We start from the raw sequence: 25335 nt of genomic DNA on the forward strand, positions 1-25335 counted from the left end.
GCCGGCTCGCAGCCGTCCAGGCAGATCGCAATCGCCGGAACGCGCGGCCAAGGATAATCCCGCCCATTGACGGAAACGGTGACGGGGGACATCTGATTCATGGGAAAAAATCCTTGTTCAGTAAGACGGCGTCAAGCTGCGAGCTTGGCTCGTTCGGCAATGGCGGCAGCGGGAGGGGTTGCGGTGTCGACGCCCATCCCGGCGAGCGAGGCGGCGGCGGCCTCGACCACGCGGCGCATGACATGTTCGTCCATGCGGCCGATGCAGCCGACACGAAAACTGTCCACCACGGTCAGCTTGCCCGGATAGATGATGAAGCCCTTGTCCTTCATCAACTCGTAGAAGCGCGAAAAGACGAAGCTTTCATGCGCCGGGCAGAAAAAGGTGACGATGATCGGCGACAGCCACCGGTCGGACAAAAGCGTCTCGAAACCCAATTCGCGCATCCCGGCCACCAGCACGTCGCGGTTCCTCATATAGCGCGCGCCGCGCGCGGCAACGCCGCCCTCGGCCTCGTGCATCTTCAAGGCTTCGAGGAAAGCGGCAACGACATGCGTCGGCGGCGTGAAGCGCCACTGGCCTGTCTTTTCCATGGTTGCCCATTGCGCGTGGATATCGAGGCTGAGCGAATGGCTGTTGCCCTTGGCGGCTTCCAGTTCGGTCTTCTTGGCGATGACGAAGCCGAAGCCTGGAACGCCCTCGATGCACTTGTTGGCCGAGGAGACCATCGCCTCGTAGCGAATGTCGCCGACTTCCAGCGGAACGGCCCCGAAGGCGCTCATGGAATCAACCAGCAGCTTGCGGCCCCTGGCATAGGTCGCTTCGGAAATCTCGGCGACCGGGTTGAGGATGCCGGAACTGGTTTCGCAATGGATCGCCAGCACATGGGTGATCGCCGGGTCGGCGTCGAGCGCCGCACCGACCTCGTCGCCGCGTGGCGGCAGGTAATCGCCCTTGTCGATCAGCGTATAGGCGCGGCCGAGCACTTGCATCGTCTGGGCGGCGCGCAGGCCGTAGGCGCCGTTGGCCAGCACCAGCACCTTGCCGTCCTTCGGCACGAAGGAACCCAGCATCGCTTCGACGCAGTAGGAGCCGCTGCCCTGGATCGGCACGCAGTCATATTCGTTTTTCGTATCGCCGATGAGGGCGAGCAGGCCACGACGGAGATCGGCGGTCATGGCGCGGAAATCGGCATCCCACGAACCCCAGTCGCGCAGCATTGCCTGCTTGACCGAATAGGCGGTAGTCAGCGGCCCTGGTGTCAGCAGATAGGGCTCGCCCAGCGCCGGCGGCTCGAAACCTTCAGGCGCTGCGGTTGACGTGTCGGCCGCCATGGTCTGTTCTCCGAATGAATTTCTTCTCCACCCTTATCGCCCCGCAAGAAGTATTCGTGAAATCGTTATTTTGTATCCATCGATAAGTTTGGCGTATAGTATGAGGACCAGCGAGCCTTCGCTTCGCATCATCAATCGGGTGGAACAGCCATGCGCTACGTACAGCTTCGGGCCTTTCACTACGTCGCCATAACCGGCGGGTTCTCGCGGGCAGCGGAAGAATTGTTCCTGACCCAGCCGGCGATTTCCGACCAGGTTCGCAAGCTGGAGGAAGAGTATGACATTCTGTTATTCAACCGGCAGCGCAAGCAGGTCACGCTGACGCCGGCCGGCGAAAAGCTGCTGGCGATCACGTTGCGCATGTTCGATACCGAAAGCCAGGCGCTGGAACTCCTGTCGGAATCGCGGGCGCTGCGGGCCGGCACGCTGCGCATCGTCGCCGACGCGGCGCACCACGTCCTGCACATCATGGGCGAGTTCCGCGACAAGTACCCCGGCGTCAAGGTCACGATCCGGGCCGGCAATACCGAGACGGTGATCGAGAGCCTGTACAGCTATAATGCCGATATCGGCGTGCTGGGCGATCTGCCTTCGGGCCGCGACTTCGAGGTCATCAAGCTGAACTCGTCGCCCATCATCGCCTTTGCCGCCGCCGGCCATGCTGCCACCCAGCGCAAGCTTCTGTCCTTTGCCGATCTGGTCTCCCTGCCGCTGGTGATGCGCGAGCGCGGCTCGCGGACGCGCAAGAAGCTGGAGGAGGGCGCGGTCGCCGCCGGCGTCGAACTGAAACCGTCCATCGAGGCGGAGGGGCGCGAAGCCGTGCGCGAGATCGTCGCCTCGGGTGATGGCATCGGCTTCGTTTCGGAGGCCGAGTTCGGCAACGATTCGCGGCTGGAAAAAATCCCGATCGACGGCCCGCCCATGCTGATGGACGAGGCGCTGGTGTGCCTCGCTGAGCGCAGCCACGGCAAGACCATGCGTGCGTTCCTCGACATTGCGCGCTCGTTTTCGCACGAACACTGAGAGACCTGAGCAAGACAAGAGGTCACGCTTGACTTCGAACTGAACCGATTTAGGTTCCGGCTCGATTCCAGCCTTTGATCGGACACCCATCATGGATGCGCCCAACGCCATTCAAATCGCCTATCGCGGCCGCTGGGCAGTCGCGACCATGTTCCTGGCCAACGGCTTCATCACCGGCAGTTGGGCCCCGCAAATTCCCGTCTTGCTGACCCGCCTCGACATCAGCAAGGGAACGCTCGGCCTGTTGATCCTTCTATTCGGCGCGGGCGCGGTGGCGGCCATGACATGGTGCGGCCACTTGATCGAGCGCCACGGTTCGCGGACCACGCTGCGCTGGTTCGCCGTCTTCGCCAGCTTCGGCCTGCTCGTCGTGGCAGCGGCTTCCAGTCTGCCGCTGGCCGCACTCGCCATGGTCTTCTTCGGCGGTACGATCGGCGGCATGGACGTCGCCATGAACGCCAACGCGGTGGCGGTCGAACGAAAACTCTCCCGCGCCATCATGTCTTCCTCGCACGGTTTCTGGAGCCTTGGCGGTTTTGCCGGCGGTGCGGCGGGCGGCTTCGCCATCCAGCATTTCGGCCATCTCGCGCATGCGGCCGCGGTCACGCTTGTCGCTGTCGTTGCCATCCTTGTCGCCATGCGCATGCTCGTCGGCGAGGACAAGCCGGCGGTGCAGGCCCACACCAAATTCACGCTGCCGAAAAATCCCGCCATCTACCTCGTCGGCGTCATGGCGCTGCTGTCGATGATCCCGGAAGGGGCGGTGCTCGATTGGTCGGCGCTTTATCTGCGCCAGGAACTCGGCACCAACATCGCCACCGCAGGCCTCGCCTACGCCGCCTTTTCGGGCGTCATGGCGCTGATGCGCTTCCTCGGTGACGGCGTTCGAAACCGTTTCGGTTCCGTCACGACATTGCGCGTTTCGGCGTTGGTGGCGGCGGCGGGCATGCTGGTCGCGGGCCTGTCACCTTCACCCTGGCTGGCGATCCTCGCCTTCGCCTTTTGCGGGTTCGGCATCGCCAACATGGTGCCGATTGCCTTTTCCGCCGCGGGCAACCAGACCGGCATGTCGTCGGGCACAGGCCTGAGCGTGGTCACCACCATGGGCTATTGCGGCATCCTGGTGGTGCCGTCGGCCATCGGCTTCATCGCCGAGCGCACCGGCTTCGGCCCGATCTTCATCGTTCTGTCAGGCTTGCTGGTTGTCGTTTCCCTCATGGCGGGGCTGGCGCGCGGCGCCGACTTCAACCCACCGCTCATGCCGTCCGAGTAGAGCGCTCACATCCGGCCGACCAGAACCAGCGTCAGAACCGCGACCAGACTGACGACCACGACGCTGAAGGGGCCATAGCCCCACGCGCGGGAATGACGCCAGGTCGGTACCGTGCCGATGAGCGCGGCGATCAACGCCACGATAACAATCGTGCTGAGTGTCATCAACGTTTCTCGCCTCAAGCGCTTCGGTTTATCCAGAATGAAAAAGCCGCCCGGTTGTTCCGGACGGCCTTCAGATTCATGAATGGTGACGGGGAATGGCGGCGGGATGCGCCTATTCCGCCGGCTTCGGCAAGGCTCCCGCCGGCGGTTCGGCGTTCGTCGCCCTGTCCTTTTGGCCGCGTCGCCAAAGCCTGCTCCACCAACTGCGATGCTGGCCGGGCTGTACCTTGGCGCGGGTAAACACCATCAGCATCGACGGCGTCACGATCAGCGTGAGAATGGTGGCGAAGGACAGGCCGAAAACGATGGCCGAGGACAGCGAGATCCACCATTGCGTCGAGGGCGCATTGATCGTCGTCTCGTGGTGAAAGATTTCCAGCCCGAGGCCGAAGGCAATCGGCAGCACGCCGAGAATGGCCGACACCGCCGTCAGCACCACCGGGCGGGCGCGCTCGCGGCAGGTTTGAAGCACGGCTTCGGTCCTGTCCCAGCCCTCTTCGCGCAGCCGGTCATAGGTGTCGATCAAAACGATGTTGTTGTTGACCACGACGCCGGCCAGCGCGATCACGCCGATACCCGACATGACGATGCCGAAGGTTTCGCCGGTAATCAGCAGGCCCAAAAACACGCCGATCGTTGCCATGACCACGCAGGACAGCACCAGCCAGACGCTGGTGAACTTGTTGAACTGCGCCAGAAGCACGATGAAGATCAGGAAGATCGCGGCACCGAACGCTTTCGAGAGGAATGCGGAAGCCTCCGCGCTGTCTTCGTTGGAGCCGGCGAGCTTCCAGCGCGTGCCGCTGCCGAGATCCATTTCGGATATGGCCTTGGTGACGTCCTGCTGGACGACGGCGACCTGCTTGTCGGCGGCGACGTTTGCCTGCACCACCACGGTGCGCGCGCCATCGATGCGGTTCAGCGTGCCGACGCGCTGTTCGGGCTTGCGCACGACGAAGTTCGAGATCGGCACCGCGCCCTGGCTGGTCTGCACGCGCAATTCGTCCAGCGTCGACAGCGTGCGCTGGTCCTCCGGCAGGCGAAGCCGGATATCGACGGCGTCGTCAGCACCGGCTGGCCGGTATTCGGAAAGCTTCAGGCCGGTCGTCACCAGTTGCACCACCGTGCCGACGGAACTGGGGCTGATGCCGTATTGCGCCGCCTTGGCGCGGTCGACATTGAGCGCCCAATCGACGCCGGGCGGCGGCAGGCCGTCGGAAACATCGATGACGCCCGGAACCTTGGCGATGCGCGCCGCGACCTCGCGCGCCCTGTCGTTCAGGCCGGCCGGATCGACGGCGGACAGCCGCACCTGGATCGGCTTGCCGGTCGGCGGACCGGCGTCCGGCACCCGCACTTCGACGTCGATGCCCGGAAGCCCCGCCATGACCTTGCGCAGATCGTCCAGAATCTGGTTGGCCGGCTTGCGCTCGCGCCAGTCGACGAACTCGTACTGAATGACGCCGACCACATCCTCGGGGATGTCGGCACCGCCGCCTTGGGTCTTGCCGACGCGCGTATAGACTGACTTGACGCCCGGCCAGCCCAGCAGCCGGCTTTCCGCCTCCTTCGTCGCCGCATCCATCTCGGCCAGCGAGAGGTTGCCGCGCGCATGCACATAGAGCAGGCCGTAATCCGGCTCGACGCTGGGGAAGAATTCCACGCCTGCGCCGTACTTGGAATAGGAGAACTGCACGCCGACCAGCAGCACGACGGTCAGCACCAGCACGGTCTTCGGGAAATGCACCGCCTTCTTGACGACCGCCATGTACCAGCCGTCGCGGTGATCGCTTTCGTGCTGCGCCGGAGCCTTGGCGAACATTGCGCCCAGCGTCGGCGCGAATACCAGCGCATAGAGCATCGAGGCCGCCAGCGTCACGATCAGCGTGATCGGCAAATATTTCATGAAGTCGCCGATGATGCCCGGCCAGAACAAAAGCGGCGAGAACGCCGCGATGCGGGTCATCGTCGCCGCGATCACCGGGCCGGCCATGCGCTTGGCGGCCAGTTCGAAGGCTTCCTCCTTCGGCATGCCCTCGCCCATGCGGCGCTCGGCGAATTCGGTGACGATAATGGCGTCGTCCACCAGCATGCCGACCGCCAGGATGAGGCTGAACAGCACGATCATGTTGATGGTGTAGCCCATCATGGTCAGCGCCAGGATGCCGATCAGGAACGATGACGGGATGGCAAGGCCGATCAGCAGCGAGGCGCGCCCCGACAGCGCGTAGAGAATGACGATGAACACCAGGATCACGGCGATCATGACGTGATTCTGGAGGTCGCCGAGCAACTGGTTGACGAACACCGACTTGTCTTGCGTGTAGGTCACCTCGACGCCCTGCGGCATGGTCTTCACGAACGTGTCGGCTACCGTCTTCACCTGCGCGATCGTGTCGATCAGGTTCGCGCCGATGCGCTTCTTGACCTCGATGGCGATGGCCGGCTTGCCGTCGAGCCGCGTGGTCGTCTCGGCATCCTTGAAGGTGGAGCGGATCGTGGCGATGTCCTTGGCCTGCACCACGGCGTTCGGGCCGGTCACGATCGGAAGATTGGCGACGTCTTGCGGCGTCTCGATCAGCGACGGCACCTTGACGGCATATTTGCCCTGCAAGCCTTCCATATTGCCCGCAGCCACGAGATCGTTGGAAGCCGCCACCCCCTGGATCATCTGGTCGAGTTGCAAGCCGTAGGAAGACAGCTTTACCGGGTCGATGACGACCTCGACGAGATCGTCGCGCGCGCCCTGCAGCGCGCCTTCCAGCACGCCGGGCACTTCCTCGATGCGGTCGCGCAATTCGCGCGCCGCCGCCGTCAGCGCGCGCTCGGGCACCTGGCCCGAAAGCGTCACCACCAGTACCGGAAATTCGGAGATGTTAATCTCGCTGACCGTCGGCTCCTCGGCCGCCTGCGGCAGGTCGGCCTTGGCGTCCGAAACCTTGGAGCGCGTATCCTGCAGGGCCGTCGCCAGGTCGACGGAAGGCTGGAACTCGACCAGCACGTAGCCGCCGCCCTGGAACGCCGCGGAGCGCATCTCCTTCAGGCCCTTGAGGTTCTTCAGCTTGGATTCCATCGGCCGAAGCAGCAGGCGCTCGGAATCTTCCGGCGAAATGCCCTGATAGATGAGGCTGACATACATCATCGGGATCGGCACGTCCGGCTCGGCTTCCTTCGGCACCGACTGATAGGCGAGCGCGCCCGCGATCACGAGGAACAGCAGGACGGAGATGGTGAGCCGCGAATTGCGGATCGCGAGTTTGACGATGTCCATGACTATTGAGTCCCGGCAGTCACTTCGCCGACAAGCTTCTTGATGGTTTCCTGGTCGGCCTCGACCGGCTTGACGACCTCGCCCTCCGTCACCAGTTCCTGCCCGGCGACGATGACCCTGGCGTCGGCCGGAATTCCGGCAAGCACAAGGCCCTTGGTCGTGTCGTCGATGAGATCGATCGGGAAGAACACCACCTTGTCGTCCTTGTCGACGGCGCGAATGCCGAGATCGCCCGCACCGCTCAGCGTCACGACCGAGCGGGGCAGCATGATGGCGTCAGTGGGGGCGGCCCTCAACGTGATTTCGGCGGTCATGCCGGCGGGAATGGCACCATCGGCGTTCGGGACGGCGATCTCGACGCGGAACGTGCGGGTCGCCGCCGAAGCATCGCGGCTGATATAGCGCAACGTACCCTTGACCGTTTCGCCGTTGACGAGGCGCACATCGGCCTTGTCGCCGGTCTTGATGAAACGCAAATCGCGTTCGCTGATCTCGCCCCGCGCTATGATCGGATCGAGCGCAAGGACGGTCGCGACCTCGCCGCCCTGCATGACGGCGCTGCCGAGTTCCACCGGCACGCGGTCGACAATGCCGTCGAACGGAGCCTTCACCTCGTTGCGGTCCAGTTCGGCCTGTGCCGTGCGCAGTTCGGACTGGGCGGAAGTCAGGTTGGAGCGCCCGGTATCGAGTTGCAGCTTGGGCAAATTGCCCGACTTCGCCAGCCGCTCGGCGGCACCCAGCTCGGCCTGCCGCTGCACGAGCAATTGCTTGGCGTTGTCCACGGCGGAAATCTTGTCCTCGGCATCGAGCATTAGGATCAGATCGCCCGCCTTGACGCGCTGCCCCTGCCTGACCGGCAGCTTGGCGATGACGCCGGCGGCCCGTGTCGCCAGCACCGCGCGCTTGTCGGCTTCCGTCAGGCCTGAAATGCGGATGGCGCGTGCGTGCATGCTTCGCGGCGGCGCTACTACCGCAACGGTGCGAAGCGGAGCCTTGGGCTGTTCGGCTTGCGCCGGCTTCGGCTTTTCAGCGACGGTGGCGCTGCCGACCGACGAGAATTCGCCCGTCGCCATCCACGCGGCGAAGACGATGAGCACAATAATGGCGGCAAGCTTGTGAAATCTGAATTTCGGCATTGTCGTCTTTCCGGGTGAGGAGCCTCGGCCGACCGCCCCTTGGTTCGGTGCGCGCTTCATATGGGGTTGTACGCGCTCCGTTCAAATCGTCGTGACCAACGGAGCGCGCCTTCTACAGGAAAGGCGCGGCCTGAAACAGTCAGAAAAGTTGATCGGATCGCACCGCGAAACCGTGCGGCGCGCTTGGAACGCATTCCGTTCGCGCGCATGACGCTGTTTTTTCTTGCATTTCGGGACGGCAGCCCGGCGTTTTGCGGGAAAGCGCCGATGATTGCGCGACATGGCAGCAGCCGTCAGCAGAGTCTATCGCGCCAGTTCCACTGCAAGTTCGCCGGGATGAGCAGGTGGCCGACCAAGCTCTTAATAATCTTGACTAAATAGTTCATGTATTTATAGGTGCGACGGCATCCTTCCCAATGTTCTGGAGAAACACATGAAGTCCATCCTTTCCGCCATGGCCGGCGCTGCCGTTCTTGCCGGGCTCGCTGCCTTCCCGGCGCTCGCGCAGGACGACGGCATCGTGGTCTATAATGCCCAGCACGACAGCCTGGCCAAGGAATGGGCCGAGGGCTTCACCAAGGAAACCGGCATCGCGGTCACGCTGCGCAATGGCGGCGACAGCGAATTCTCCAACCAGATCGTCGCCGAAGGCGCTTCGTCGCCCGCCGACGTGTTCCTGACCGAAAACTCGCCGGCCATGGGCCTGGTCGAGGCTGCCGGCCTGTTTGCACCGATCGACGCCGACACGCTGGCGCTGGTTCCGGAGCAGTTTCGTCCGGCAAGCGGCGCTTGGACCGGCATTGCCGCCCGCAGCACCGTGTTTGCCTACAACAAGACCAAGCTGAAGGCCGACCAGTTGCCCAAGTCGCTACTCGACCTTGCCAACCCTGACTGGAAAGGCCGTTGGGCTGCCTCGCCTTCCGGCGCGGATTTCCAGGCCATCGTCAGCGCCCTGCTCGAACTCAAGGGCGAACAGGCCACGGTCGACTGGCTAAAGGCGATGAAGGAGAATTTCACCGCCTACAAGGGCAACGGTACGGTCATGAAGGCGGTCAATGCCGGCGAGATCGATGGCGGCGTCATCTATCACTATTACTGGTTCGGCGATCAGGCCAAGACCGACGAAAACAGCAAGAACGTCGAACTGCACTATTTCAAGAACGAGGATCCGGGCGCGTTCGTTTCGATTTCCGGCGGCGGCGTGCTGGCTTCCAGCAAGCATCCGAAGGAGGCGCAGGCTTTCGTCAAGTGGATCGCCGGCAAGGGCGGCCAGGATGTCCTGAAAAACGGAACGTCCTATGAATATGCGGTCGGCAACGGCGCGGAGTCCAATCCGAAGCTGGTTCCGCTGGCCGATCTGCAGGCTCCCAAGATCGATCCGTCCAAGCTGAACTCGAAGAAGGTCTCCGATCTGATGACGGCCGCCGGCTTGCTTTAGCCGCGGTTCGTCCTAAAAGAGCAACCATCCAGGCTCCCGCGGGCATTGTCCGCGGGAGCCTTAAAACATGTCTCTCGAAAGTGGGCACCGGTTTCGGGACAAAGACATGCGAAAATCAAAGAGCTAACGCGTGGGGCGATTCTGATTGATCGCGACACGCGCTAGCGTTTCGAAATGGCATTCGCCGATGACAACAAGCCAGCCTTTCGGCCCAAGGACAGCCTTGCGCACGGTGCGTTTCGCCTGATGCGGCCAGCGCCCGATCAAGCGCCCGATCAGGCGGATGGAGCCGTGCTGGCCGCCGGGTTTCCGCTGCGCTCCGGCCGTGGGCTGAAGCTGTCGTGGATCACGCTTATTGCCGTCGGCGTTTCCGTCTTTACGCTGCTGCCGCTTGGCTTCGTGATCGTCGTCGCCTTCCAGAGCGGATGGGAGACGGTATCCGCGCTGGTGTTCCGGCCACGCGTCGGCGAACTTCTGGTCAACACTGTTCTGCTCACCGCCCTTACCGTACCGATCTGCATCGTGCTGTCGGTGGCGCTGGCGTGGCTGACCGAGCGTAGCGACCTGCCCGGCGCTCGCTGGTGGGCATGGCTGTCGGTCGCGCCGCTGGCGGTTCCGGCCTTCGTTCATTCCTATGCGTGGGTCACGCTGGTGCCCGGCCTGCACGGACTGGGAGCCGGCGTGCTCATTTCGGTGATCGCCTATTTCCCCTTCCTCTATCTACCGATATCAGCCTCGCTGCGCCGGCTCGATCCGGCGCTGGAGGATGCCGCCGCCGCACTCGGCCAGGCGCCGTGGCGCGTGTTCCTGCGCGTGGTGCTGCCGCAGCTTCGGCTTGCCATCTGCGGGGGGTCGCTGCTGGTTGGCCTGCATCTTCTGGCCGAGTATGGTCTGTTCGTGTTCATCCGTTTCGATACGTTTACGACGGCTATCGTCGATCAGTTCCAGTCGACCTTCAACGGGCCGGCAGCCAACATGCTGGCCGGCGTGCTGGTGACGTGCTGCCTCGTGCTTCTGGCGATCGAGGTGCTGGTGCGCGGCGAGGAGCGCTATGCCCGCGTCGGCTCGGGCGCGGCACGGTTGCTTCCACGCACAAGGCTCGGGCGGGCGTCCCTGCCTTGCCTGCTTTTGATGGCAGGGGTTGCGGTTCTGTCGCTGGGCGTGCCGTTCATGACGATCGGGCGATGGCTGGTGGCCGGGGGCGTCGAGGTGTGGCGTCTCGACGAGATAGGCCTGGCGCTCGGCCAGACGCTTTTCCTGGCGGTCGCGGGCGGCCTTTTGGCCACCGTCGCCGCCATTCCGATGGCGTGGCTGTCGATCCGCGCGCCGGGACCGCTGCAGCGCGTGCTGGAAGGGTGCAATTATATCGTCGGCTCGCTTCCGGGCGTCGTCATCGCGCTGGCGCTGGTGACGATCACGGTGCGCGTCGCGCTGCCGCTCTACCAGACACTGTTCACCATCGTCGTTGCCTATGCGCTGATGTTCCTGCCGCGCGCGCTGATTTCGCTGCGCGCATCGATCGCGCAGGCACCGATAGAACTGGAGCGCGCGGCGGCCAATCTCGGCCGCGGACCGCTCAATGCCCTGTGGTCGACCACGATCCGGCTTTCGGCGCCGGGCGCGGCCGCCGGCATGGCGTTGGTGGCGCTCGGCATCATGAACGAGTTGACGGCCACGCAGATGCTGGCGCCCAATGGCACCCGCACGCTGGCGCTGGCGTTCTGGGCCTATAGCGGCGAGATCGACTATGCCGCCGCCGCGCCCTACGCGGCGATCATGGTGGCTGCATCCATGCCGCTGACATGGCTGCTTTACGTCCAATCGAAGCGGATGGCCGGACGATGAGCTTTCTAGAATTCCACGCCATTCACAAGCGCTACGGGCCGGTCGAGGCCCTTGCCGGCATCGAGCTTGGCGTTGCAGCCGGCAGCCGCACCGCAATCGTCGGGCCGTCCGGCTGCGGCAAGACGACCTTGCTGCGGCTGATCGCGGGGTTCGAAGCCCCCGATGAAGGGCGCATCGTGCTGGACGGCGAAGTGCTGGCGGAAAACGGAGCCGCCGTGCCGGCGCATTTGCGTGGCATCGGGCTGGTGGCGCAGGACGGCGCGCTGTTTCCGCATCTGACCATTGCCGACAATATCGGTTTCGGCATGCGTCGGCGCGAGGCCGGCCGCGATGCCCGCATTCGCGAACTTGCCTACATTGTCGGGCTGGACAAGGCGATCCTGAAGCGGCGGCCGCATGAGCTTTCCGGCGGCCAGCAGCAGCGCGTGGCGCTGGCGCGCGCCATGGCCTGCAAGCCGCGCCTGATGCTGCTCGACGAGCCGTTTTCGGCGCTCGATACCGGGCTTCGGGTTTCGATGCGCAAGGTGGTTGCCGAATTGCTGGAAGCGGCCGGCATCGCCACCATCCTGGTGACGCACGATCAGGCCGAAGCGCTGTCTTTCGCCGACCAGGTTGCCGTCATGCGGGACGGCAAGTTCTCGCAAGTGGGCAGCCCGCGCGACCTGTATCTGAGGCCCCGGAACCGGATGGTCGCCGAATTCCTTGGCGATGCCATCATCCTGCCTGCCGGCCTTTCCGGCGGCTTTGCCCAATGCACGCTTGGCCGCATCGCAGTGGACATCCGGGAAACGCGCGAAAATGCCCGCATCATGCTGCGGCCCGAGCAACTGATGTTGAAGCGAACGTCGCGCGAAGGCATGTCGGGTACGCCGGACATGCTGTTCGGCGAGGTGACTGCCCTTGAATTCGGCGGGCCGAACTGCATGGTGGCGGTGCGGCTGATGAACAGCCCCGAGCCGCCGGATGCCGCCGCCATCGGCAATACGCCGCTTGTCCTGCGCAAGCCCGGCATGGAGGCGCCGTCGGTGGGCGAGATCGTGCGGATCAGCGTGACCGGCACAGCGCATGTATTCGACTGACGCATGATCCCGAAAAGCGGGAGCCGACTTTTCAGTCGAGATACTGCTCGAAGACAAATACACCGGCGTGGTCGAGTGACCGGCAAGACCCACTGACCCATAGAAAGGGCCGGCGGGCGGCGGCGAAAAGTACTTCGCACTTGCACGACGGTGCGCCCTCTGATTCCTTGCGCCAAAGCTGTGCCGATGCGATTCGCACGCCTGCCATCCAGCCGGGCGAAAATCGCCTGTGGCCTGGCGCCGGTTTTTCAAGGGGATTTCCAGTCATGAACACCAAGCCCAGACCGGAGATTGCCGAGATGCGGCCCAAGATTTCCGTGATCGGAGTGGGCGGCGGTGGCGGCAATGCGGTCAACAACATGATCGCAAAGGACCTGCAAGGCGCCGAGTTCATCGTCGCCAATACGGACGCGCAGGCGCTTACCATGTCCAAGGCGACGCGGCTCATCCAGTTGGGCGTGCATGTGACCGAGGGTCTTGGCGCGGGGTCCCTGCCGGAGGTAGGGCAGGCGGCGGCGCTGGAATCGATCGACGAGATCATGGATCATCTGTCGGGCACCCATATGTGCTTCGTGACCGCAGGCATGGGCGGCGGCACCGGCACCGGAGCCGCCCCGGTGATCGCCAAGGCCGCGCGGGAAGCGGGCATATTGACGGTGGCCATCGTCACCAAGCCGTTCGCCTTCGAAGGCAAGCGGCGCATGCAGTCGGCCGAGCTGGGCATCGAGCGGCTGCGCGAAAGCGTCGATACCGTCATCGTCATCCCCAACCAGAACCTGTTCAGGATCGCCGACTCCAAGACGACATTCGCCGATGCTTTCGCCATGGCCGACAACGTCCTCTATGCGGGCGTCGGCTGCATTACCGACCTCATCGTCAAGGAAGGGCTTATCAATCTCGATTTCGCCGACGTGAAGTCGGTGATGCGCGACATGGGCCGCGCCATGATGGGCACCGGCGAGGCCACGGGCGAGGGGCGGGCCAAGCAGGCCGCCGAGGCGGCGATCGCCAATCCGCTGCTGGACGAGGCCTCGATGATGGGCGCCAAGGGCGTGCTCGTCTCGATATCGGGCGGCCTGGACATGACGCTGTTCGAGGTGGACGAGGCCGCCACCCGCATCCGCGAGGAAGTGGATGCCGATGCCGACATCATCGTCGGCGCCATCTTCGACAAGTCGCTCGAAGGCAAGTTCCGCGTTTCGGTGGTTGCGACCGGGTTGCGGCAGGAACCCCAGATCCTTTCCTGAACCGCCTTGCGGGACGGCAAGGCTGGGCGCAACGCGCCGTTCCAGGAACGAAAGGCGCGGCCGCGGCCGCGCCAGCCCGGTCAGCTAGCCTCGTCGGCCAGCGTGTTCTCGATTGCCGAGATGTTCAATTCCAGCTGGGCGACGCGCTGAAGCGTGCTCTGGCTTGGCAGGCCCGCCGACTGCGCGGCGGCGATCAGCAAGCCTTTCTGCTCGTCGCGCAGGCGCTTGGAGAGGGCGTCGAGTTTGGTTCGCTGATCCGATTTCATCTGTTGCCTATAAACCACCGCGCCTGAGGGCTCAAGACGCCTTGGCCTGCTTGCAGGGTGGTTTCCACCCCGCGCTCCAGAAAAAGGGGAGGCCACGTTCGCGGCCTCCCCTTTTCCTGTCGACGCAAAGTGTGCGGGCAGATTACTTCTGCCAGCTCTTCACCAGTTCGTCATAGTCGACGGTGATCGGCTTTTCCTTCTCGTTCTCGATCTTGAGCTGCGGCGCCAGATTGCCGTTCTTGACCGCGTCGGCATTCCAGTAGGCCAGATCGTGCTCTTCAGCCAGCTTCGGACCGATATCGCCCTGGACGCCCGACTTCTCGATGCGGGCCATGACCTTTTCCTGTTCGGCGCAGAGCGAGTCCATGGCTTCCTGCGCCGTCTTGGCGCCGGAAGAAGCATCGCCGACCGCCTGCCACCAAAGCTGGGCCAGCTTCGGATAGTCCGGGATGTTCGTTCCGGTCGGCGACCACTGCACGCGGGCCGGCGAACGGTAGAACTCGATGAGCCCGCCGAGCTTCGGCGCGCGTTCCGTGAAGCTCTCATGATCGATGCTGGATTGGCGGATGAGGGTCAGGCCGACATGGCTTTTCTTCACATCCACCGTCTTCGAGGTCACGAACTGCGCATAAAGCCATGCAGCCTTGGCGCGGTCGTCCGGCGTCGACTTCATCAACGTCCAGGAACCGACGTCCTGATAGCCCAGTTTCATGCCCTCCTTCCAGTAGACGCCATGCGGCGATGGCGCGAAACGCCACTTCGGAGTACCATCCTCATTCACCACCGGCAGGCCGGGCTTCACGAAATCAGCCGTAAAGGCGGTGTAGGTGAACATCTGCTGGGCGACTTCGCCCTGCGACGGCACCGGTCCCGATTCCGAGAAGTTCATGCCCTGCGCCGTCGGCGGTGCGTAGGCCTTCATCCAGTCGAGATATTTCTGGATCGAGTAGACGGCGGCCGGACCGTTGGTATCGCCGCCACGCGCCACGCATGAGCCGACCGGCTGCGACTGGGCATTGACCTTGATGCCCCATTCGTCGACCGGCAGGCCGTTGGGCAGGCCCTTGTCGCCATTGCCGGCCATCGACAGCCAGGCATCCGTGAAGCGCCAGCCCAGCGACGGATCCTTCTTGCCGTAGTCCATGTGGCCATAGACCTTCTTGCCGTCGATCTCGCGGCCGGTGAAGAATTCGGCGATGTCTTCATAGGCCGACCAGTTGACCGGCACGCCGAGGTCGTAGCCGTATTTGGCCTTGAAGTCGGCCTTGTTCTTCTCGTCGTTGAACCAATCGTACCGGAACCAGTAGAGGTTCGCGAACTGCTGGTCGGGAAGCTGGTAGAGCTTCTTGTCCGGGGCGGTCGTGAACGAGGTTCCGATGAAGTCGGCCAGGTCGAGGTCCGGGTTGGTGACGTCCTTGCCTTCATTGGCCATGAAGTCGGTCAGGTTGCGCACCTGCTGATAGCGCCAATGCGTGCCGATCAGGTCGGAATCGTTGACCCAGCCGTCGTAAAGGTTCTGGCCGGTCTGCATCTGGGTCTGGATTTTTTCGACCACGTCGCCTTCCTGCAGAAGATCGTGCGTGACCTTGATGCCGGTGATGGCCGTGAAGGCCGGCGCCAGCACCTTCGATTCATATTCGTGCGTGGTCAGCGTTTCCGACACCACCTTGATGTCCATGCCCTGGAAAGGCTTGGCGGCGTCGATGAACCATTGCATTTCCTTTTCCTGCCCGGCGCGATCGAGCGTCGAAAGGTCGCCGATCTCCTTGTCGAGGAAAGTCTTTGCCTCATCCATGCCGGCATAGGCGTTGCCAGCGCACACCAACAGGATAAGCGCGGTTGTCGAGCTTAAGAATTGCCGTCGCATTATGTCCTCCACTGTTCAGTTTCGAGTGCGTTTCAGAGCGCCGGCGCGGTGCCGCCGCTCCAACGAGTTTCCCCTCTATACGTAGCGGAATACCCCGATGGCATAGACTACGGAGAGAGCGAGAGCCCACCACAGGTTCGGTCCGACCAGACCGAGCCAAGCGAGATGGATGAAGGCGCTGCCAAGCAGCGAAACGAAAAGGCGGTCGCCGCGCGTCGTCTCGAAGCGCAGGATGCCGACACGCGGATTGCCGCCGGGCGAGGCGTATTCCCACGCGCCCATGCCAGCCAAAAGCAGCGCGATGACGATGAAGAAGGCCGTCGTCGGCCACGTCCATGCCATCCAGGAGAGGTCGAGGGTCATGGGCGGCCTCCTGCCGAGACGGTGGTGGAACGGATACCCCTCATCATACCCTCCCCAGGGCGAAGCCCTTGGCGATGTAGTTGCGCACGAACCAGATGACGAGCGCGCCGGGGATCAGCGTCAGGACGCCGGCGGCGGCTAGCAGGCCCCAATCCATGCCGGATGCCGAAACGGTGCGCGTCATGATGGCGGCGATCGGCTTGGCGTCGGTCGTCGTCAGCGTGCGGGCGATCAACAGTTCCACCCAAGAGAACATGAAGCAGAAGAAGCAGGCGACGCCGATGCCGCTCGCGATCAGCGGTATGAAGATCTTCACGAAGAAGCGCGGGAAGGAATAGCCGTCGATATAGGCGGTTTCGTCGATTTCCTTCGGCACGCCGGACATGAAGCCTTCGAGAATCCACACCGCCAGCGGCACGTTGAACAGGCAGTGCGCCAGCGCCACCGCAATATGCGTATCGATGAGGCCGAAGGCGGAATAGAGCTGGAAGAACGGCAGCGCGAACACCGCCGGCGGCGCCATGCGGTTGGTCAGGAGCCAGAAGAACAGGTGCTTGTCGCCAAGGAAGCGGTAGCGCGAAAAGGCGTAGGCCGCCGGCAGAGCGACAGCGACCGAGATCACCATGTTCATGACCACGTAGATGATCGAATTGATGTAGCCGGAGTACCACGACCGGTCGGTGAAGATGATCTTGTAGTGGCGCAGCGTCGGTTCGTGCGGGTAGAGCGTCAGCGAATTGACGATCTCGCTGTTGGTCTTGAAGCTCATATTGACGAGCCAGTAGATCGGCACCAGCAGGAAGACGATGTAGAGCGTGGGGATGACCCACCACCAGCGCGATTCTTCGCCGCGCCGGTGCATGCGGCGCGCCAGCGCGTCCCGCGAAAGTTCGCTCGGCAAGACAGCGGCCTGGCCGGGCGCGACCGCCTGTTCGGTTCGTTCGTTGCCGCCGCCCATCTCAGCGCTCCGCGTCGTAGTTGGTCATGACGGTGTAGAACACCCACGACAGAAGCAGGATGATGAGGAAATAGACCAGCGACATCGCCGCCGCTTCCCCCAGATTGAACTCGCCAAGCGCCATCTTGACCAGATCGATGGACAGGAAGGTGGTCGAATTGCCGGGGCCGCCGCCGGTGACGACGAACGGCTCGGTGTAAATCATGAAACTGTCCATGAAGCGCAGCAGCACGGCGATCAGCAGCACGCGGTTCATCTTCGGCAACTGAATGTAGCGGAACACCGCCCAGCGCGAGGCGCCGTCGATCTTGGCGGCCTGGTAGAAGGCGTCGGGAATGGAGACCAGCCCGGCGTAGCAGAGCAGCACCACAAGGCTGGTCCAGTGCCACACGTCCATGATGATGACCGTCACCCAGGCGTCGAACGGGTCCTGCACGTAATTGTAGTCGATGCCGATGGCGTTGATTGTGTAGCCGAACAGGCCGATGTCGTTGCGCCCGAACACCTGCCAGATGGTGCCGACGACGTTCCACGGAACCAGAAGCGGCAGCGCCATGGCGACTAGGCATACCGGCACGCCCCAGCCCTTTTTCGGCATGTTGAGCGCCACGAAGATGCCAAGCGGCACCTCGATGGCCAGGATGATGAAGGAAAAGATCAGATTGCGTACCATCGCTTGCCAAAAGCGGTCGGAGCCAAGCAATTCCTGAAACCATTCAAGACCGGCCCAGAAAAACTGGTTGCGGCCGAACGTGTCCTGCACCGAATAGTTCACCACCGTCATCAGTGGGATCACGGCGGTGAAAGCGACCAGCACCAGCACCGGCAGTACCAGGAACCAGGCCTTGTTGTTCAAGGTCTTGTCCATGTCAGGCTCCCATCTCGACGCGCCAGGAGTCGGCATAGATGTTGATGCCGGCAGGATCGAAGCGCACCTTCGGATCGGCCGGAATGTCTGTGTCCTCACTGACGATCGCCGCTATTTCACGGCCTTCCAGATTGGCCCGCACCACCTTGTGGCGACCGACATCCTCGACCTTGGCGATGCTGACCGCCATGCCCTCTTTGCCCAGCCTTACATATTCGGGACGCACGCCAAGCTCGATCGTACCGGCCGCCGCCTTCGGCGCGCCAGGCAGTGCAATGCGTTGCGAACCGAGATGCGCCGTCTTGCCGTCGACCGTGACGGGCATGACGTTCATGCCCGGCGAGCCGATGAAATAGCCGACGAAGGTATGTTTCGGCCGCTCGAACAGTTCCGCCGGCGTGCCGATCTGGACGATGCCGCCGTCATACATGACCACGACCTGATCGGCGAAGGTCAACGCCTCGGTCTGGTCGTGCGTGACATAGACCATGGTGTAGCCGAAGCGCCGGTGGAGCTGCTTCAGTTGCGAGCGCAGCACCCATTTCATATGCGGATCGATGACGGTCAGCGGCTCGTCGAACAGGATGGCGTTGACGTCCGAGCGGACCAGTCCGCGGCCGAGCGAGATTTTTTGCTTCTGGTCTGCGGTCAGGCCCCGAGCCTTGCGCTTGGCCCAGTCGGCCAGGTCGATCATGTCGAGCGTCTCGCGCACCTTGCGGTCGACGTCGGCTTCCGGCACTCCGCGGTTGCGCAGCGGGAAGGCCAGATTGTCGTAGACGGTCATGGTGTCGTAGACGACTGGGAACTGGAACACCTGGGCGATGTTGCGCTCCTGCGTCGACAGATTGGTCACGTCCCTGCCGTCGAACAGCAACTGGCCATGCGAGGGGCGAAGCAAGCCTGAAATGATGTTGAGCAGGGTGGTCTTGCCGCAGCCGGAAGGGCCAAGCAGCGCATAGGCGCCGCCATCCTCGAAGGTATGATGGACCTCGCGCAGCGCGAAGTCGGCGTCCTTTTGCGGATTGGCCAGGTAGGAATGGCGGATATGGTTGACGTCGATGCGTGCCATGTCTCTCCCTCAGGCCGCAAGTTTCTGTGCCGCAACGGCTTGGCCGGCGGCATCGAAGACCATGATGTGGCGCGGATCGATGAACACCTCCACCACCTCGTCCGGCATGAAAGTGTGGATGCCGTGCGCCAGCATGACCCAGCGCACATCGGCGAAATCGAGATGGACGAAACTTTCAGAACCGGTGATTTCGGTGATCGAGACCTTGGCGCGAACCGGTACGGCCTCGGCGCTCGGCCGTTCCAGCGAAAGGTGATGCGGCTGGAAGCCGATCGTGTAGCTGGCGTCGGCGATGCCGGTTAAGCCGGCCGGCACCGGCAGGTTGACGCCGCCGTCGAGCAGGAAGTGGTTGCCCTTCTTGGCCAGGACGATGGTGTTGAGGGGCGGGTCCGAAAACGTCCTTGCCGTGACCAGGTCGACAGGCTTGCGGAAGACCTCGACGGTCGGGCCGAACTGGGTGATGCGGCCTTGGCTGAGCGTCGCGGTATTGCCGCCGAGCAGCAGCGCCTCGTGCGGCTCGGTCGTCGCATAGACGAAGATGGTGCCGGACGCGGCGAAAATCTTGGGCAGTTCCTCGCGCAGTTCCTCGCGCAGCTTGTAGTCCAGATTGGCCAGCGGTTCGTCCAGCAGCACGAGGCTGGCTTTTTTGACGATGGCGCGCGCCAGCGCCGTGCGCTGCTGCTGTCCGCCCGACAGATTGAGCGGCAAGCGATCGAGATAGGGCGTCAGCTTCAGCAAGGCTGCGGCAGTGTGCACCTCTCTTTCTATCGTCGCCTTGTCCGCGCCCGCCACGCGCAGCGGCGAGGCGATGTTTTCATAAACGGTCATCGCCGGGTAGTTGATGAATTGCTGGTAGACCATGGCGATTTTGCGCTTCTGCACGGCCATGCCGGTGACATCGCGGCCATCGAACCAGACCGAACCGGAACTCGGCGCGTCGAGACCGGCCATCAGGCGCATCAGGCTGGTCTTGCCCGAAAGCGTCGGGCCAAGCAGGACATTGAGCGAACCGTGCTGCAAGGTCAGCGACACGTTGCGGATATGCTCCGCCGCGCCCACCACCTTCGTCACGTTTCTCAATTCCAGCATAAGGCCTCCTCCCAGGCTATCTGCTCCGCGGCGGCGGCGTCGACGCCCTCGCACCCTTTGCCTTTTCGCCACTGGACCAGTTCCGCCAAACGGTCAGCATACTCGCGTACCGTCGGCGTGAACACGGGCCAAAACAGACTGGCAGATAGGCTGGTAGCGCTCCCCCGAATTTCGTATTCCATCGCAATTGTCGATAGCGAAGTTCGTTTTGATTATTTCGAAATTGTAACGAGTGTCAAACGAAATTACCAAAGCACCGAACAAGAATGCCCGGCGCACGGCCTGGCGCGCCGGTAAACCGGGCAGGGAAGGGATTTTCGGGGCGGTTCCGGTCGGGCTTGAAGCCTGTCAGGCCCCTGTGGGATCGGTCGGCAAGGACCCGGCCGCAGTTCGATGCGCGAGGATCATGTCGACGATCTCGACAAAGCCGGCGCCGCCCCGCTTGCCGGCGACGAAAGCCGGTTCGGCCTCGATGCGGCCGGAAAAATCGCGGACATTGGCGACCCCGCAGGAGTTCGGGAAAAAGCCGAACATGGGCGCGTCGTTGGGGCTGTCGCCGACAAAGACAAAGGCGTCCTTCGCTGCATCCAGATCGACGCCCAGCCGCTCCGTGGCAAAGCGGCGCGTCATCGACAACTTGTCGTAGTGGCCGAACCAGCCATTGACATGAATGGACGATATTTTCGCGACCGCGCCCTCTTCCTCGAAAATGCGCTTGATGTGCTGAACGGCGCTTGCCGGAAGTTCGGGAACGTCCTCGCGAAAGTCGATCGCCAGGTCGGCCTCGCGATAGGCCTGGTCGGCGGAAACGGCGGTGCCGGGCACCTCTCTCAGGATGCGCGTTTTGATGGCCGCGAGCTTGCGCCGGTTGTCGGCGCGCTCGGCATCGCTTGCGGCAAACACGCGGACCATCTTTCGCGCCGCTTCGTCATAGGCGAAGTAGAACGCGCCGTTTTCGCCGACCACGCCGCTTACTGGCCAGAAGCGGGCGATCATGTCGCACCAGCCGGCCGGTCGGCCGGTGATCGGCGCAACCGCGAGGCCCGCCTCATGCAGGCGCTCCAGCGCCCGATAGGCATCGCCGGTCAGGCGTCCGTCGGTCGTGATCGTATCGTCGATATCGCAGAACACGCCGCGAATGCGCCGTGCCGCATCGGCGGGAAAATTGGCCAGCGCCCGCATTCACACCGTCCCGCCGCGCGCCAGTTCGGCTGGGACCGCCGGACAACCGGAAAGAGCTTTCGTCATGGCGTGGTATTGTCCGCTGAAGATGTGGGTGTGTGGAACAGACGTCATCTGAAGTTGTTCTTTGTCAACAACGTTGTTTTCGAACGCGCATAGCCTTGCGCTGCGGCAGACGGTCCCATGCACGCAATGGTGCATTGCTTCGGCAGTGACGGGATGCCCTGCTTGTGACACACTGTCGACGCGCGGCACTACCGTCGAGCGTCGCGTTCGGGAACAGGATAACCGCGATGGAACTCGATCCACTTTTCCTTTCCCGGCTGCAATTTGCCTGGCTGATCGGCTGGCACATATTGATGCCGGCGCTGACTGTCGGCCTGGCCTCCTTCATCGCGCTGCTGGAGGGCATGCATTTCTTCACCGGCAAGGACATCTATTTCCGGATTTCGACATTCTGGATCAAGGTTTTCTCGGTCGCCTTCGGCATCGGCGTCGTCTCCGGCATCATCATGCCCTTCCAGTTCGGCACCAACTGGAGCCGGTATTCCGACGTGACCGCCAACGTGCTGGCGCCCCTGTTCGCCTATGAGGGGCTGACCGCGTTTTTCCTGGAGGCGGCGTTCCTCGGCGTGCTGTTGTTCGGGCGCAAGCTGGTTCCGGCCTGGGCGCATTTCTTCGCAGCCCTGATGGTGGCGTTCGGCACGCTGTTGTCCTCGTTCTGGATTCTCGCCGCCAATAGCTGGATGCAGACGCCGGCCGGCTACAAGATCGTCGACGGCCGCTTCTTTCCGACCGACTGGTTTGCAATCGTCTTCAACCCGTCCTTCCCCTACCGTTTCGCCCATACGGTCGTCGGCTTCTACATCACCACCGGTTTTGTCGTGATCGCGGTCGGGGCCTATCTGCTGCGCAGGCAAAAAGCCGTCGCAGAAGCCCGCACGATGCTATCGGTCACACTGTGGTTGCTGACGATCCTGGTGCCGATGCAGATTTTCATCGGCGACCAGCATGGCCTCAATACGCTCGAGCACCAGCCGGCCAAGGTCGCCGCCATGGAAGCGCTTTGGGAAACCCAGAGCGGGATGCCGCTCGTGCTTTTCACCATTCCCAGCGATACGGCGGAAGCCAACCGCTTCACCGTCGAGATTCCCAAGCTCGGCAGCCTGATCCTGACACACAGCCTGGACGGCACGGTCCGGGGCCTCAAGGATTTTCCAGCCGACCAGCGGCCGCCGGTCGCGCTGCCGTTTTTTGCCTTTCGCGCCATGGTCGGCATCGGCCTTTTGATGCTGGCGCTGGTGGTTTCCAGTTGGTGGCTGCGCTGGCGGGGGCGGTTGTTCGAAAGTCCGAACTTCCTCCGCGCCTGCCTGTTCATGGGGCCGATGGGGTTCATCGCCGTCCTTGCCGGATGGACCACGACCGAGGTGGGGCGCCAGCCCTGGGTCGTCTATGGGCTGATGCGGACCGCCGACGCCGTCTCGCCTTCGTTGACGGGGTGGAACGTCCTCACTTCGCTGCTCTTCTACATGGCGGTCTATCTCATCATTTTCCCCGCCGGCGCATTCATCATGCTCCGTATCATCCGCAAGGGACCGCATGACGCCTCGCCCGATGACGCGGAAGACGACGAACCGCTGATCGAGGGTGGCCGACCAAGCCAGCCGATCACGGTCGAACTGCATTCCAAGGGAGAAGCATGATGGACACCATGCTGAGCTTTGTCCCGATCTGGGCGATGATCCTTGCCGCGGGCATCTTCTTCTACGTGCTGCTCGACGGCTTTGATCTGGGCGTCGGAATTCTCTACGGGTTCGAACCCGATCTGCAGTCCCGCAACCTGGTCATGAATTCGATCGCGCCGATCTGGGACGGCAACGAAACATGGCTCGTGCTTGGCGGCCTGGCGCTGCTGGCGGCTTTCCCGCTTGCCTTTGCGATCATCGTTCCCGCTCTTTATTTTCCGATTCTGGTCATGCTTCTGGCCCTGGTTTTCCGGGGGGTGGCCTTCGAGTTCCGGTTCCGCGACGTCGAGCACAAGACGTTCTGGGATCACGGCTTCTGCTATGGATCGGCTGTCGCTGCCTTCGCGCAGGGCGTGATGCTCGGCTCCTACATTCAGGGCTTCAAGATCGAGGGACGCGAGTTCGTCGGCAGTTCGCTCGATTTCTTCACGCCGTTCGCGCTGCTGACAGGCGTAGCACTTGTCTTCGGCTATGCGCTTCTGGGCGCGGGCTGGCTCGTCCTCAAGACGGAGGGCGATATCCAGAAGCGCGCCCGCAAGCATGGCCGCTTCAGCCTGCTTGGCGTCCTGGCCGGGGTGGCCATGGTCAGCCTGTGGACGCCGCTGGTCAGCGCCGAGATTGCCGAGCGCTGGTTCTCCTGGCCGAATGTCCTGATCCTGGCGCCGATCCCGCTCCTTACCCTGCTGACGGCTTTCCTGACGTGGCGGTCGCTTTGGGGCAACTCGCATGCCGGGCCGTTCATCGGCGCGGTCATTCTATTTACGCTGTCTTATCTGGGCATCGCGGTCAGCCTGTGGCCGTTCATCGTGCCGCACACCTTCACGCTGTGGGAAGCGGCGTCGTCGCCTTCGACGCAGGCCTTCCTGCTGGTCGGAACGCTGTTCCTGCTTCCGATCATCCTCGTCTATTCCGGCTGGTCATACTGGGTGTTCCGCGGCAAGGTACGCCACGACATCGGCTATCACTGACGGACGACGGCTCTTGCGGAAGACGGCGATGCGTCAGGCGATGCGCCGTTCGGTTGCCGGATCGAAGAACACCGCCTTCGACAGGTTGAAGGCCAGCGGCGCGTCAGCCCCGGACTGAATGTTGGCGTCGGCGCGAAGCCTGGCAACCACGGCCTTGCCGCCCAGATTGGTGATGGCGAAGGTATCGGAACCGGCGGGCTCGACCACTTCGATATGGCAATCGGCGGTCGCGATGGTCGAGGCGTTGCGCTCGGCCCCGTCCGGGTCGGTCAGCGCCTCGGGCCTGATCCCGAAAATGATCGGCTTGCCCTGAAAGGCGGAAAGGCCGGCCGGCGCCTTCGCCAGGGGCAGCAGGATCGGCGCGCCCTCTCTTTCGAGCACGACGTTCAGGGCGTTGTCCTTCGTCTCGATCGTTGCCGGAATGAGGTTCATGGCCGGCGATCCCATGAAGTCGGCGACGAAAAGGTTGAACGGGTTGTTGTAGATTTCCGCCGGCGTGCCGACCTGCTGCACCTCGCCGTCGCGCATCACCGCGATCTTGGTGGCAAGCGTCATCGCCTCGATCTGGTCGTGCGTGACGTAGACGATAGTCTTGCCGGTGTTGGCATGCAGGCGCTTGATCTCGACGCGCATGTCGACGCGCAGCTTGGCGTCGAGATTCGATAGCGGTTCATCGAACAGGAACAGTTTCGGGTCGCGCACCAGCGCCCGGCCCATGGCGACGCGCTGGCGCTGGCCGCCGGATAGCTGGCTCGGCTTGCGCTTCAACAGGTGCTCGATCTGCAAAACCTTGGCGACCTTGTCGATGGCCACCTGCCGCTCGGCAGCCGGCACGCCGCGCATTTCCATGCCGAAGGCTATGTTTCCGGCGACCGTCATGTTGGGGTAGAGCGCATAGCTCTGGAACACCATGGCAATGTCGCGCTTCGACGGGTGCAGATCGTTGATCGCGCGTCCCTCGACCCGTATTTCGCCCTCGGTGATCGGCTCCAGCCCGGCAATGGTGTTGAGCAGGGTGGACTTGCCGCAGCCGGAAGGGCCGACCAGCACCAGGAAGCCGCCCTCGTCGAGGTCGAGGTCGATCCCCTTGAGAATGTCGACCGTGCCGAACCGCTTCTTCAACCCATCGATTTCTAGAAATGCCATTGCA

At 63.2% G+C, this 25335-nt stretch carries 21 protein-coding genes; 8 read left to right on the forward strand and 13 right to left on the reverse strand.

Translation table 11 applies throughout. The features are described 5' to 3' along the window. Positions 1 to 131 precede the first annotated feature (131 nt). Entirely contained in the window at positions 132 to 1334 is a 1203-nt protein-coding gene (locus ACX3P0_RS20480) for a 2-aminoethylphosphonate--pyruvate transaminase (RefSeq protein ID WP_459091401.1), read from the reverse strand. Positions 1335 to 1484: 150 nt separating this feature from the next. Between ACX3P0_RS20480 and ACX3P0_RS20485 the strand changes: the two genes are divergently transcribed. Beyond that, entirely contained in the window at positions 1485 to 2357 is an 873-nt protein-coding gene (locus ACX3P0_RS20485) for a LysR substrate-binding domain-containing protein (protein WP_459091403.1), read from the forward strand. A 91-nt stretch (positions 2358 to 2448) separates the two neighbouring features. After that, positions 2449 to 3630, forward strand: a complete 1182-nt coding sequence (locus ACX3P0_RS20490) for an MFS transporter (protein ID WP_459091405.1) — start codon at positions 2449 to 2451, stop codon at positions 3628 to 3630. A 5-nt stretch (positions 3631 to 3635) separates the two neighbouring features. Here ACX3P0_RS20490 and ACX3P0_RS20495 read toward each other — a convergent pair whose 3' ends face one another. The 3 genes from ACX3P0_RS20495 to ACX3P0_RS20505 all read right to left on the reverse strand — a co-directional run bounded on the left by ACX3P0_RS20495 (position 3636) and on the right by ACX3P0_RS20505 (position 8201). After that, on the reverse strand, positions 3636 to 3794 hold the full coding sequence (locus ACX3P0_RS20495) for a DUF3309 family protein (protein ID WP_459078804.1): 159 nt from the start codon (positions 3792 to 3794) through the stop codon (positions 3636 to 3638). Positions 3795 to 3906: 112 nt separating this feature from the next. Beyond that, on the reverse strand, positions 3907 to 7065 hold the full coding sequence (locus tag ACX3P0_RS20500; protein WP_459091407.1) for an efflux RND transporter permease subunit: 3159 nt from the start codon (positions 7063 to 7065) through the stop codon (positions 3907 to 3909). 2 nt (positions 7066 to 7067) lie between these two features. After that, positions 7068 to 8201 (reverse strand): efflux RND transporter periplasmic adaptor subunit, encoded by a 1134-nt coding sequence (locus ACX3P0_RS20505; RefSeq protein WP_459091409.1) that lies wholly within the window; start codon positions 8199 to 8201, stop codon positions 7068 to 7070. A 433-nt stretch (positions 8202 to 8634) separates the two neighbouring features. On the opposite strand from ACX3P0_RS20505, the gene ACX3P0_RS20510 reads away from it, so the two are divergent. The 4 genes from ACX3P0_RS20510 to ftsZ all read left to right on the forward strand — a co-directional run bounded on the left by ACX3P0_RS20510 (position 8635) and on the right by ftsZ (position 13810). Continuing rightward, complete coding sequence (locus tag ACX3P0_RS20510) at positions 8635 to 9639, forward strand: iron ABC transporter substrate-binding protein (RefSeq protein WP_459091411.1); 1005 nt, start codon at positions 8635 to 8637, stop codon at positions 9637 to 9639. Between the two features lie 246 nt (positions 9640 to 9885). After that, positions 9886 to 11484, forward strand: a complete 1599-nt coding sequence (locus ACX3P0_RS20515; RefSeq protein WP_459091571.1) for an ABC transporter permease — start codon at positions 9886 to 9888, stop codon at positions 11482 to 11484. After that, entirely contained in the window at positions 11481 to 12563 is a 1083-nt protein-coding gene (locus tag ACX3P0_RS20520) for an ABC transporter ATP-binding protein (protein WP_459091413.1), read from the forward strand. The genes ACX3P0_RS20515 and ACX3P0_RS20520 overlap by 4 nt, the downstream gene beginning before the upstream one ends. Positions 12564 to 12829: 266 nt before the next feature. After that, positions 12830 to 13810, forward strand: coding sequence for a cell division protein FtsZ (gene ftsZ, locus ACX3P0_RS20525; RefSeq protein ID WP_459091415.1), 981 nt, complete (start codon positions 12830 to 12832; stop codon positions 13808 to 13810). Positions 13811 to 13890: 80 nt separating this feature from the next. Here ftsZ and ACX3P0_RS20530 read toward each other — a convergent pair whose 3' ends face one another. The 8 genes from ACX3P0_RS20530 to ACX3P0_RS20565 form a co-directional block, all read right to left on the reverse strand. Beyond that, on the reverse strand, positions 13891 to 14076 hold the full coding sequence (locus tag ACX3P0_RS20530) for a hypothetical protein (protein WP_459078810.1): 186 nt from the start codon (positions 14074 to 14076) through the stop codon (positions 13891 to 13893). Between the two features lie 142 nt (positions 14077 to 14218). Beyond that, positions 14219 to 15943: an ABC transporter substrate-binding protein gene (locus tag ACX3P0_RS20535; RefSeq protein ID WP_459091417.1), complete on the reverse strand. Its 1725-nt coding sequence runs from the start codon at positions 15941 to 15943 to the stop codon at positions 14219 to 14221. A gap of 75 nt (positions 15944 to 16018) precedes the next feature. Then, positions 16019 to 16306 (reverse strand): DUF2160 domain-containing protein, encoded by a 288-nt coding sequence (locus ACX3P0_RS20540; protein WP_459091419.1) that lies wholly within the window; start codon positions 16304 to 16306, stop codon positions 16019 to 16021. Between the two features lie 43 nt (positions 16307 to 16349). After that, a complete protein-coding gene (locus ACX3P0_RS20545) occupies positions 16350 to 17264 on the reverse strand; it encodes a carbohydrate ABC transporter permease (RefSeq protein ID WP_459078812.1) in 915 nt (304 codons plus the stop codon). 1 nt (position 17265) lies between these two features. Next, complete coding sequence (locus ACX3P0_RS20550; RefSeq protein WP_459078813.1) at positions 17266 to 18132, reverse strand: carbohydrate ABC transporter permease; 867 nt, start codon at positions 18130 to 18132, stop codon at positions 17266 to 17268. Position 18133: 1 nt separating this feature from the next. Continuing rightward, positions 18134 to 19201 carry an ABC transporter ATP-binding protein gene (locus ACX3P0_RS20555; RefSeq protein ID WP_459091421.1) on the reverse strand — a complete coding sequence of 356 codons (1068 nt, stop codon included), beginning with the start codon at positions 19199 to 19201 and terminating at the stop codon, positions 18134 to 18136. 9 nt (positions 19202 to 19210) lie between these two features. Then, the gene (locus ACX3P0_RS20560; protein ID WP_459091423.1) at positions 19211 to 20290 is read right to left on the reverse strand and encodes an ABC transporter ATP-binding protein; all 1080 of its coding nucleotides are present in this window, start codon (positions 20288 to 20290) and stop codon (positions 19211 to 19213) included. A 348-nt stretch (positions 20291 to 20638) separates the two neighbouring features. Further along, a complete protein-coding gene (locus ACX3P0_RS20565; protein ID WP_459091425.1) occupies positions 20639 to 21472 on the reverse strand; it encodes an HAD-IIB family hydrolase in 834 nt (277 codons plus the stop codon). Positions 21473 to 21765: 293 nt separating this feature from the next. Here ACX3P0_RS20565 and ACX3P0_RS20570 point away from each other — a divergent pair, with 293 nt between their 5' ends. Together ACX3P0_RS20570 and cydB are read left to right on the forward strand one after the other, a co-directional pair. After that, positions 21766 to 23175 carry a cytochrome ubiquinol oxidase subunit I gene (locus tag ACX3P0_RS20570; RefSeq protein ID WP_459091427.1) on the forward strand — a complete coding sequence of 470 codons (1410 nt, stop codon included), beginning with the start codon at positions 21766 to 21768 and terminating at the stop codon, positions 23173 to 23175. Next, on the forward strand, positions 23175 to 24185 hold the full coding sequence (gene cydB, locus ACX3P0_RS20575) for a cytochrome d ubiquinol oxidase subunit II (protein ID WP_459091429.1): 1011 nt from the start codon (positions 23175 to 23177) through the stop codon (positions 24183 to 24185). The genes ACX3P0_RS20570 and cydB overlap by 1 nt, the downstream gene beginning before the upstream one ends. A 33-nt stretch (positions 24186 to 24218) precedes the next feature. Here cydB and ACX3P0_RS20580 read toward each other — a convergent pair whose 3' ends face one another. Next, positions 24219 to 25331 (reverse strand): ABC transporter ATP-binding protein, encoded by a 1113-nt coding sequence (locus ACX3P0_RS20580; RefSeq protein WP_459091431.1) that lies wholly within the window; start codon positions 25329 to 25331, stop codon positions 24219 to 24221. Between the last annotated feature and the right edge of the window lie 4 nt (positions 25332 to 25335).

It is taken from the genome of Mesorhizobium sp. A556 (genome assembly GCF_054489545.1).

Bases quoted from the DNA above. Each gene is read 5' to 3' on its own strand.
- ACX3P0_RS20510 (WP_459091411.1), top strand. From the start codon at position 8,635: ATGAAGTCCATCCTTTCCGCCATGGCCGGCGCTGCCGTTCTTGCCGGG.
- ACX3P0_RS20485 (WP_459091403.1), top strand. From the start codon at position 1,485: ATGCGCTACGTACAGCTTCGGGCCTTTCACTACGTCGCCATAACCGGC.
- ACX3P0_RS20545 (WP_459078812.1), bottom strand. From the start codon at position 17,264: ATGGGCGGCGGCAACGAACGAACCGAACAGGCGGTCGCGCCCGGCCAG.
- ACX3P0_RS20515 (WP_459091571.1), top strand. From the start codon at position 9,886: ATGCGGCCAGCGCCCGATCAAGCGCCCGATCAGGCGGATGGAGCCGTG.
- ACX3P0_RS20500 (WP_459091407.1), bottom strand. From the start codon at position 7,065: ATGGACATCGTCAAACTCGCGATCCGCAATTCGCGGCTCACCATCTCC.
- ACX3P0_RS20520 (WP_459091413.1), top strand. From the start codon at position 11,481: ATGAGCTTTCTAGAATTCCACGCCATTCACAAGCGCTACGGGCCGGTC.
- ACX3P0_RS20495 (WP_459078804.1), bottom strand. From the start codon at position 3,794: ATGACACTCAGCACGATTGTTATCGTGGCGTTGATCGCCGCGCTCATC.
- ACX3P0_RS20505 (WP_459091409.1), bottom strand. From the start codon at position 8,201: ATGCCGAAATTCAGATTTCACAAGCTTGCCGCCATTATTGTGCTCATC.
- ftsZ (WP_459091415.1), top strand. From the start codon at position 12,830: ATGAACACCAAGCCCAGACCGGAGATTGCCGAGATGCGGCCCAAGATT.
- ACX3P0_RS20560 (WP_459091423.1), bottom strand. From the start codon at position 20,290: ATGCTGGAATTGAGAAACGTGACGAAGGTGGTGGGCGCGGCGGAGCAT.
- ACX3P0_RS20535 (WP_459091417.1), bottom strand. From the start codon at position 15,943: ATGCGACGGCAATTCTTAAGCTCGACAACCGCGCTTATCCTGTTGGTG.
- cydB (WP_459091429.1), top strand. From the start codon at position 23,175: ATGGACACCATGCTGAGCTTTGTCCCGATCTGGGCGATGATCCTTGCC.
- ACX3P0_RS20490 (WP_459091405.1), top strand. From the start codon at position 2,449: ATGGATGCGCCCAACGCCATTCAAATCGCCTATCGCGGCCGCTGGGCA.
- ACX3P0_RS20580 (WP_459091431.1), bottom strand. From the start codon at position 25,331: ATGGCATTTCTAGAAATCGATGGGTTGAAGAAGCGGTTCGGCACGGTC.
- ACX3P0_RS20570 (WP_459091427.1), top strand. From the start codon at position 21,766: ATGGAACTCGATCCACTTTTCCTTTCCCGGCTGCAATTTGCCTGGCTG.
- ACX3P0_RS20530 (WP_459078810.1), bottom strand. From the start codon at position 14,076: ATGAAATCGGATCAGCGAACCAAACTCGACGCCCTCTCCAAGCGCCTG.
- ACX3P0_RS20550 (WP_459078813.1), bottom strand. From the start codon at position 18,132: ATGGACAAGACCTTGAACAACAAGGCCTGGTTCCTGGTACTGCCGGTG.
- ACX3P0_RS20555 (WP_459091421.1), bottom strand. From the start codon at position 19,201: ATGGCACGCATCGACGTCAACCATATCCGCCATTCCTACCTGGCCAAT.
- ACX3P0_RS20480 (WP_459091401.1), bottom strand. From the start codon at position 1,334: ATGGCGGCCGACACGTCAACCGCAGCGCCTGAAGGTTTCGAGCCGCCG.
- ACX3P0_RS20565 (WP_459091425.1), bottom strand. From the start codon at position 21,472: ATGCGGGCGCTGGCCAATTTTCCCGCCGATGCGGCACGGCGCATTCGC.
- ACX3P0_RS20540 (WP_459091419.1), bottom strand. From the start codon at position 16,306: ATGACCCTCGACCTCTCCTGGATGGCATGGACGTGGCCGACGACGGCC.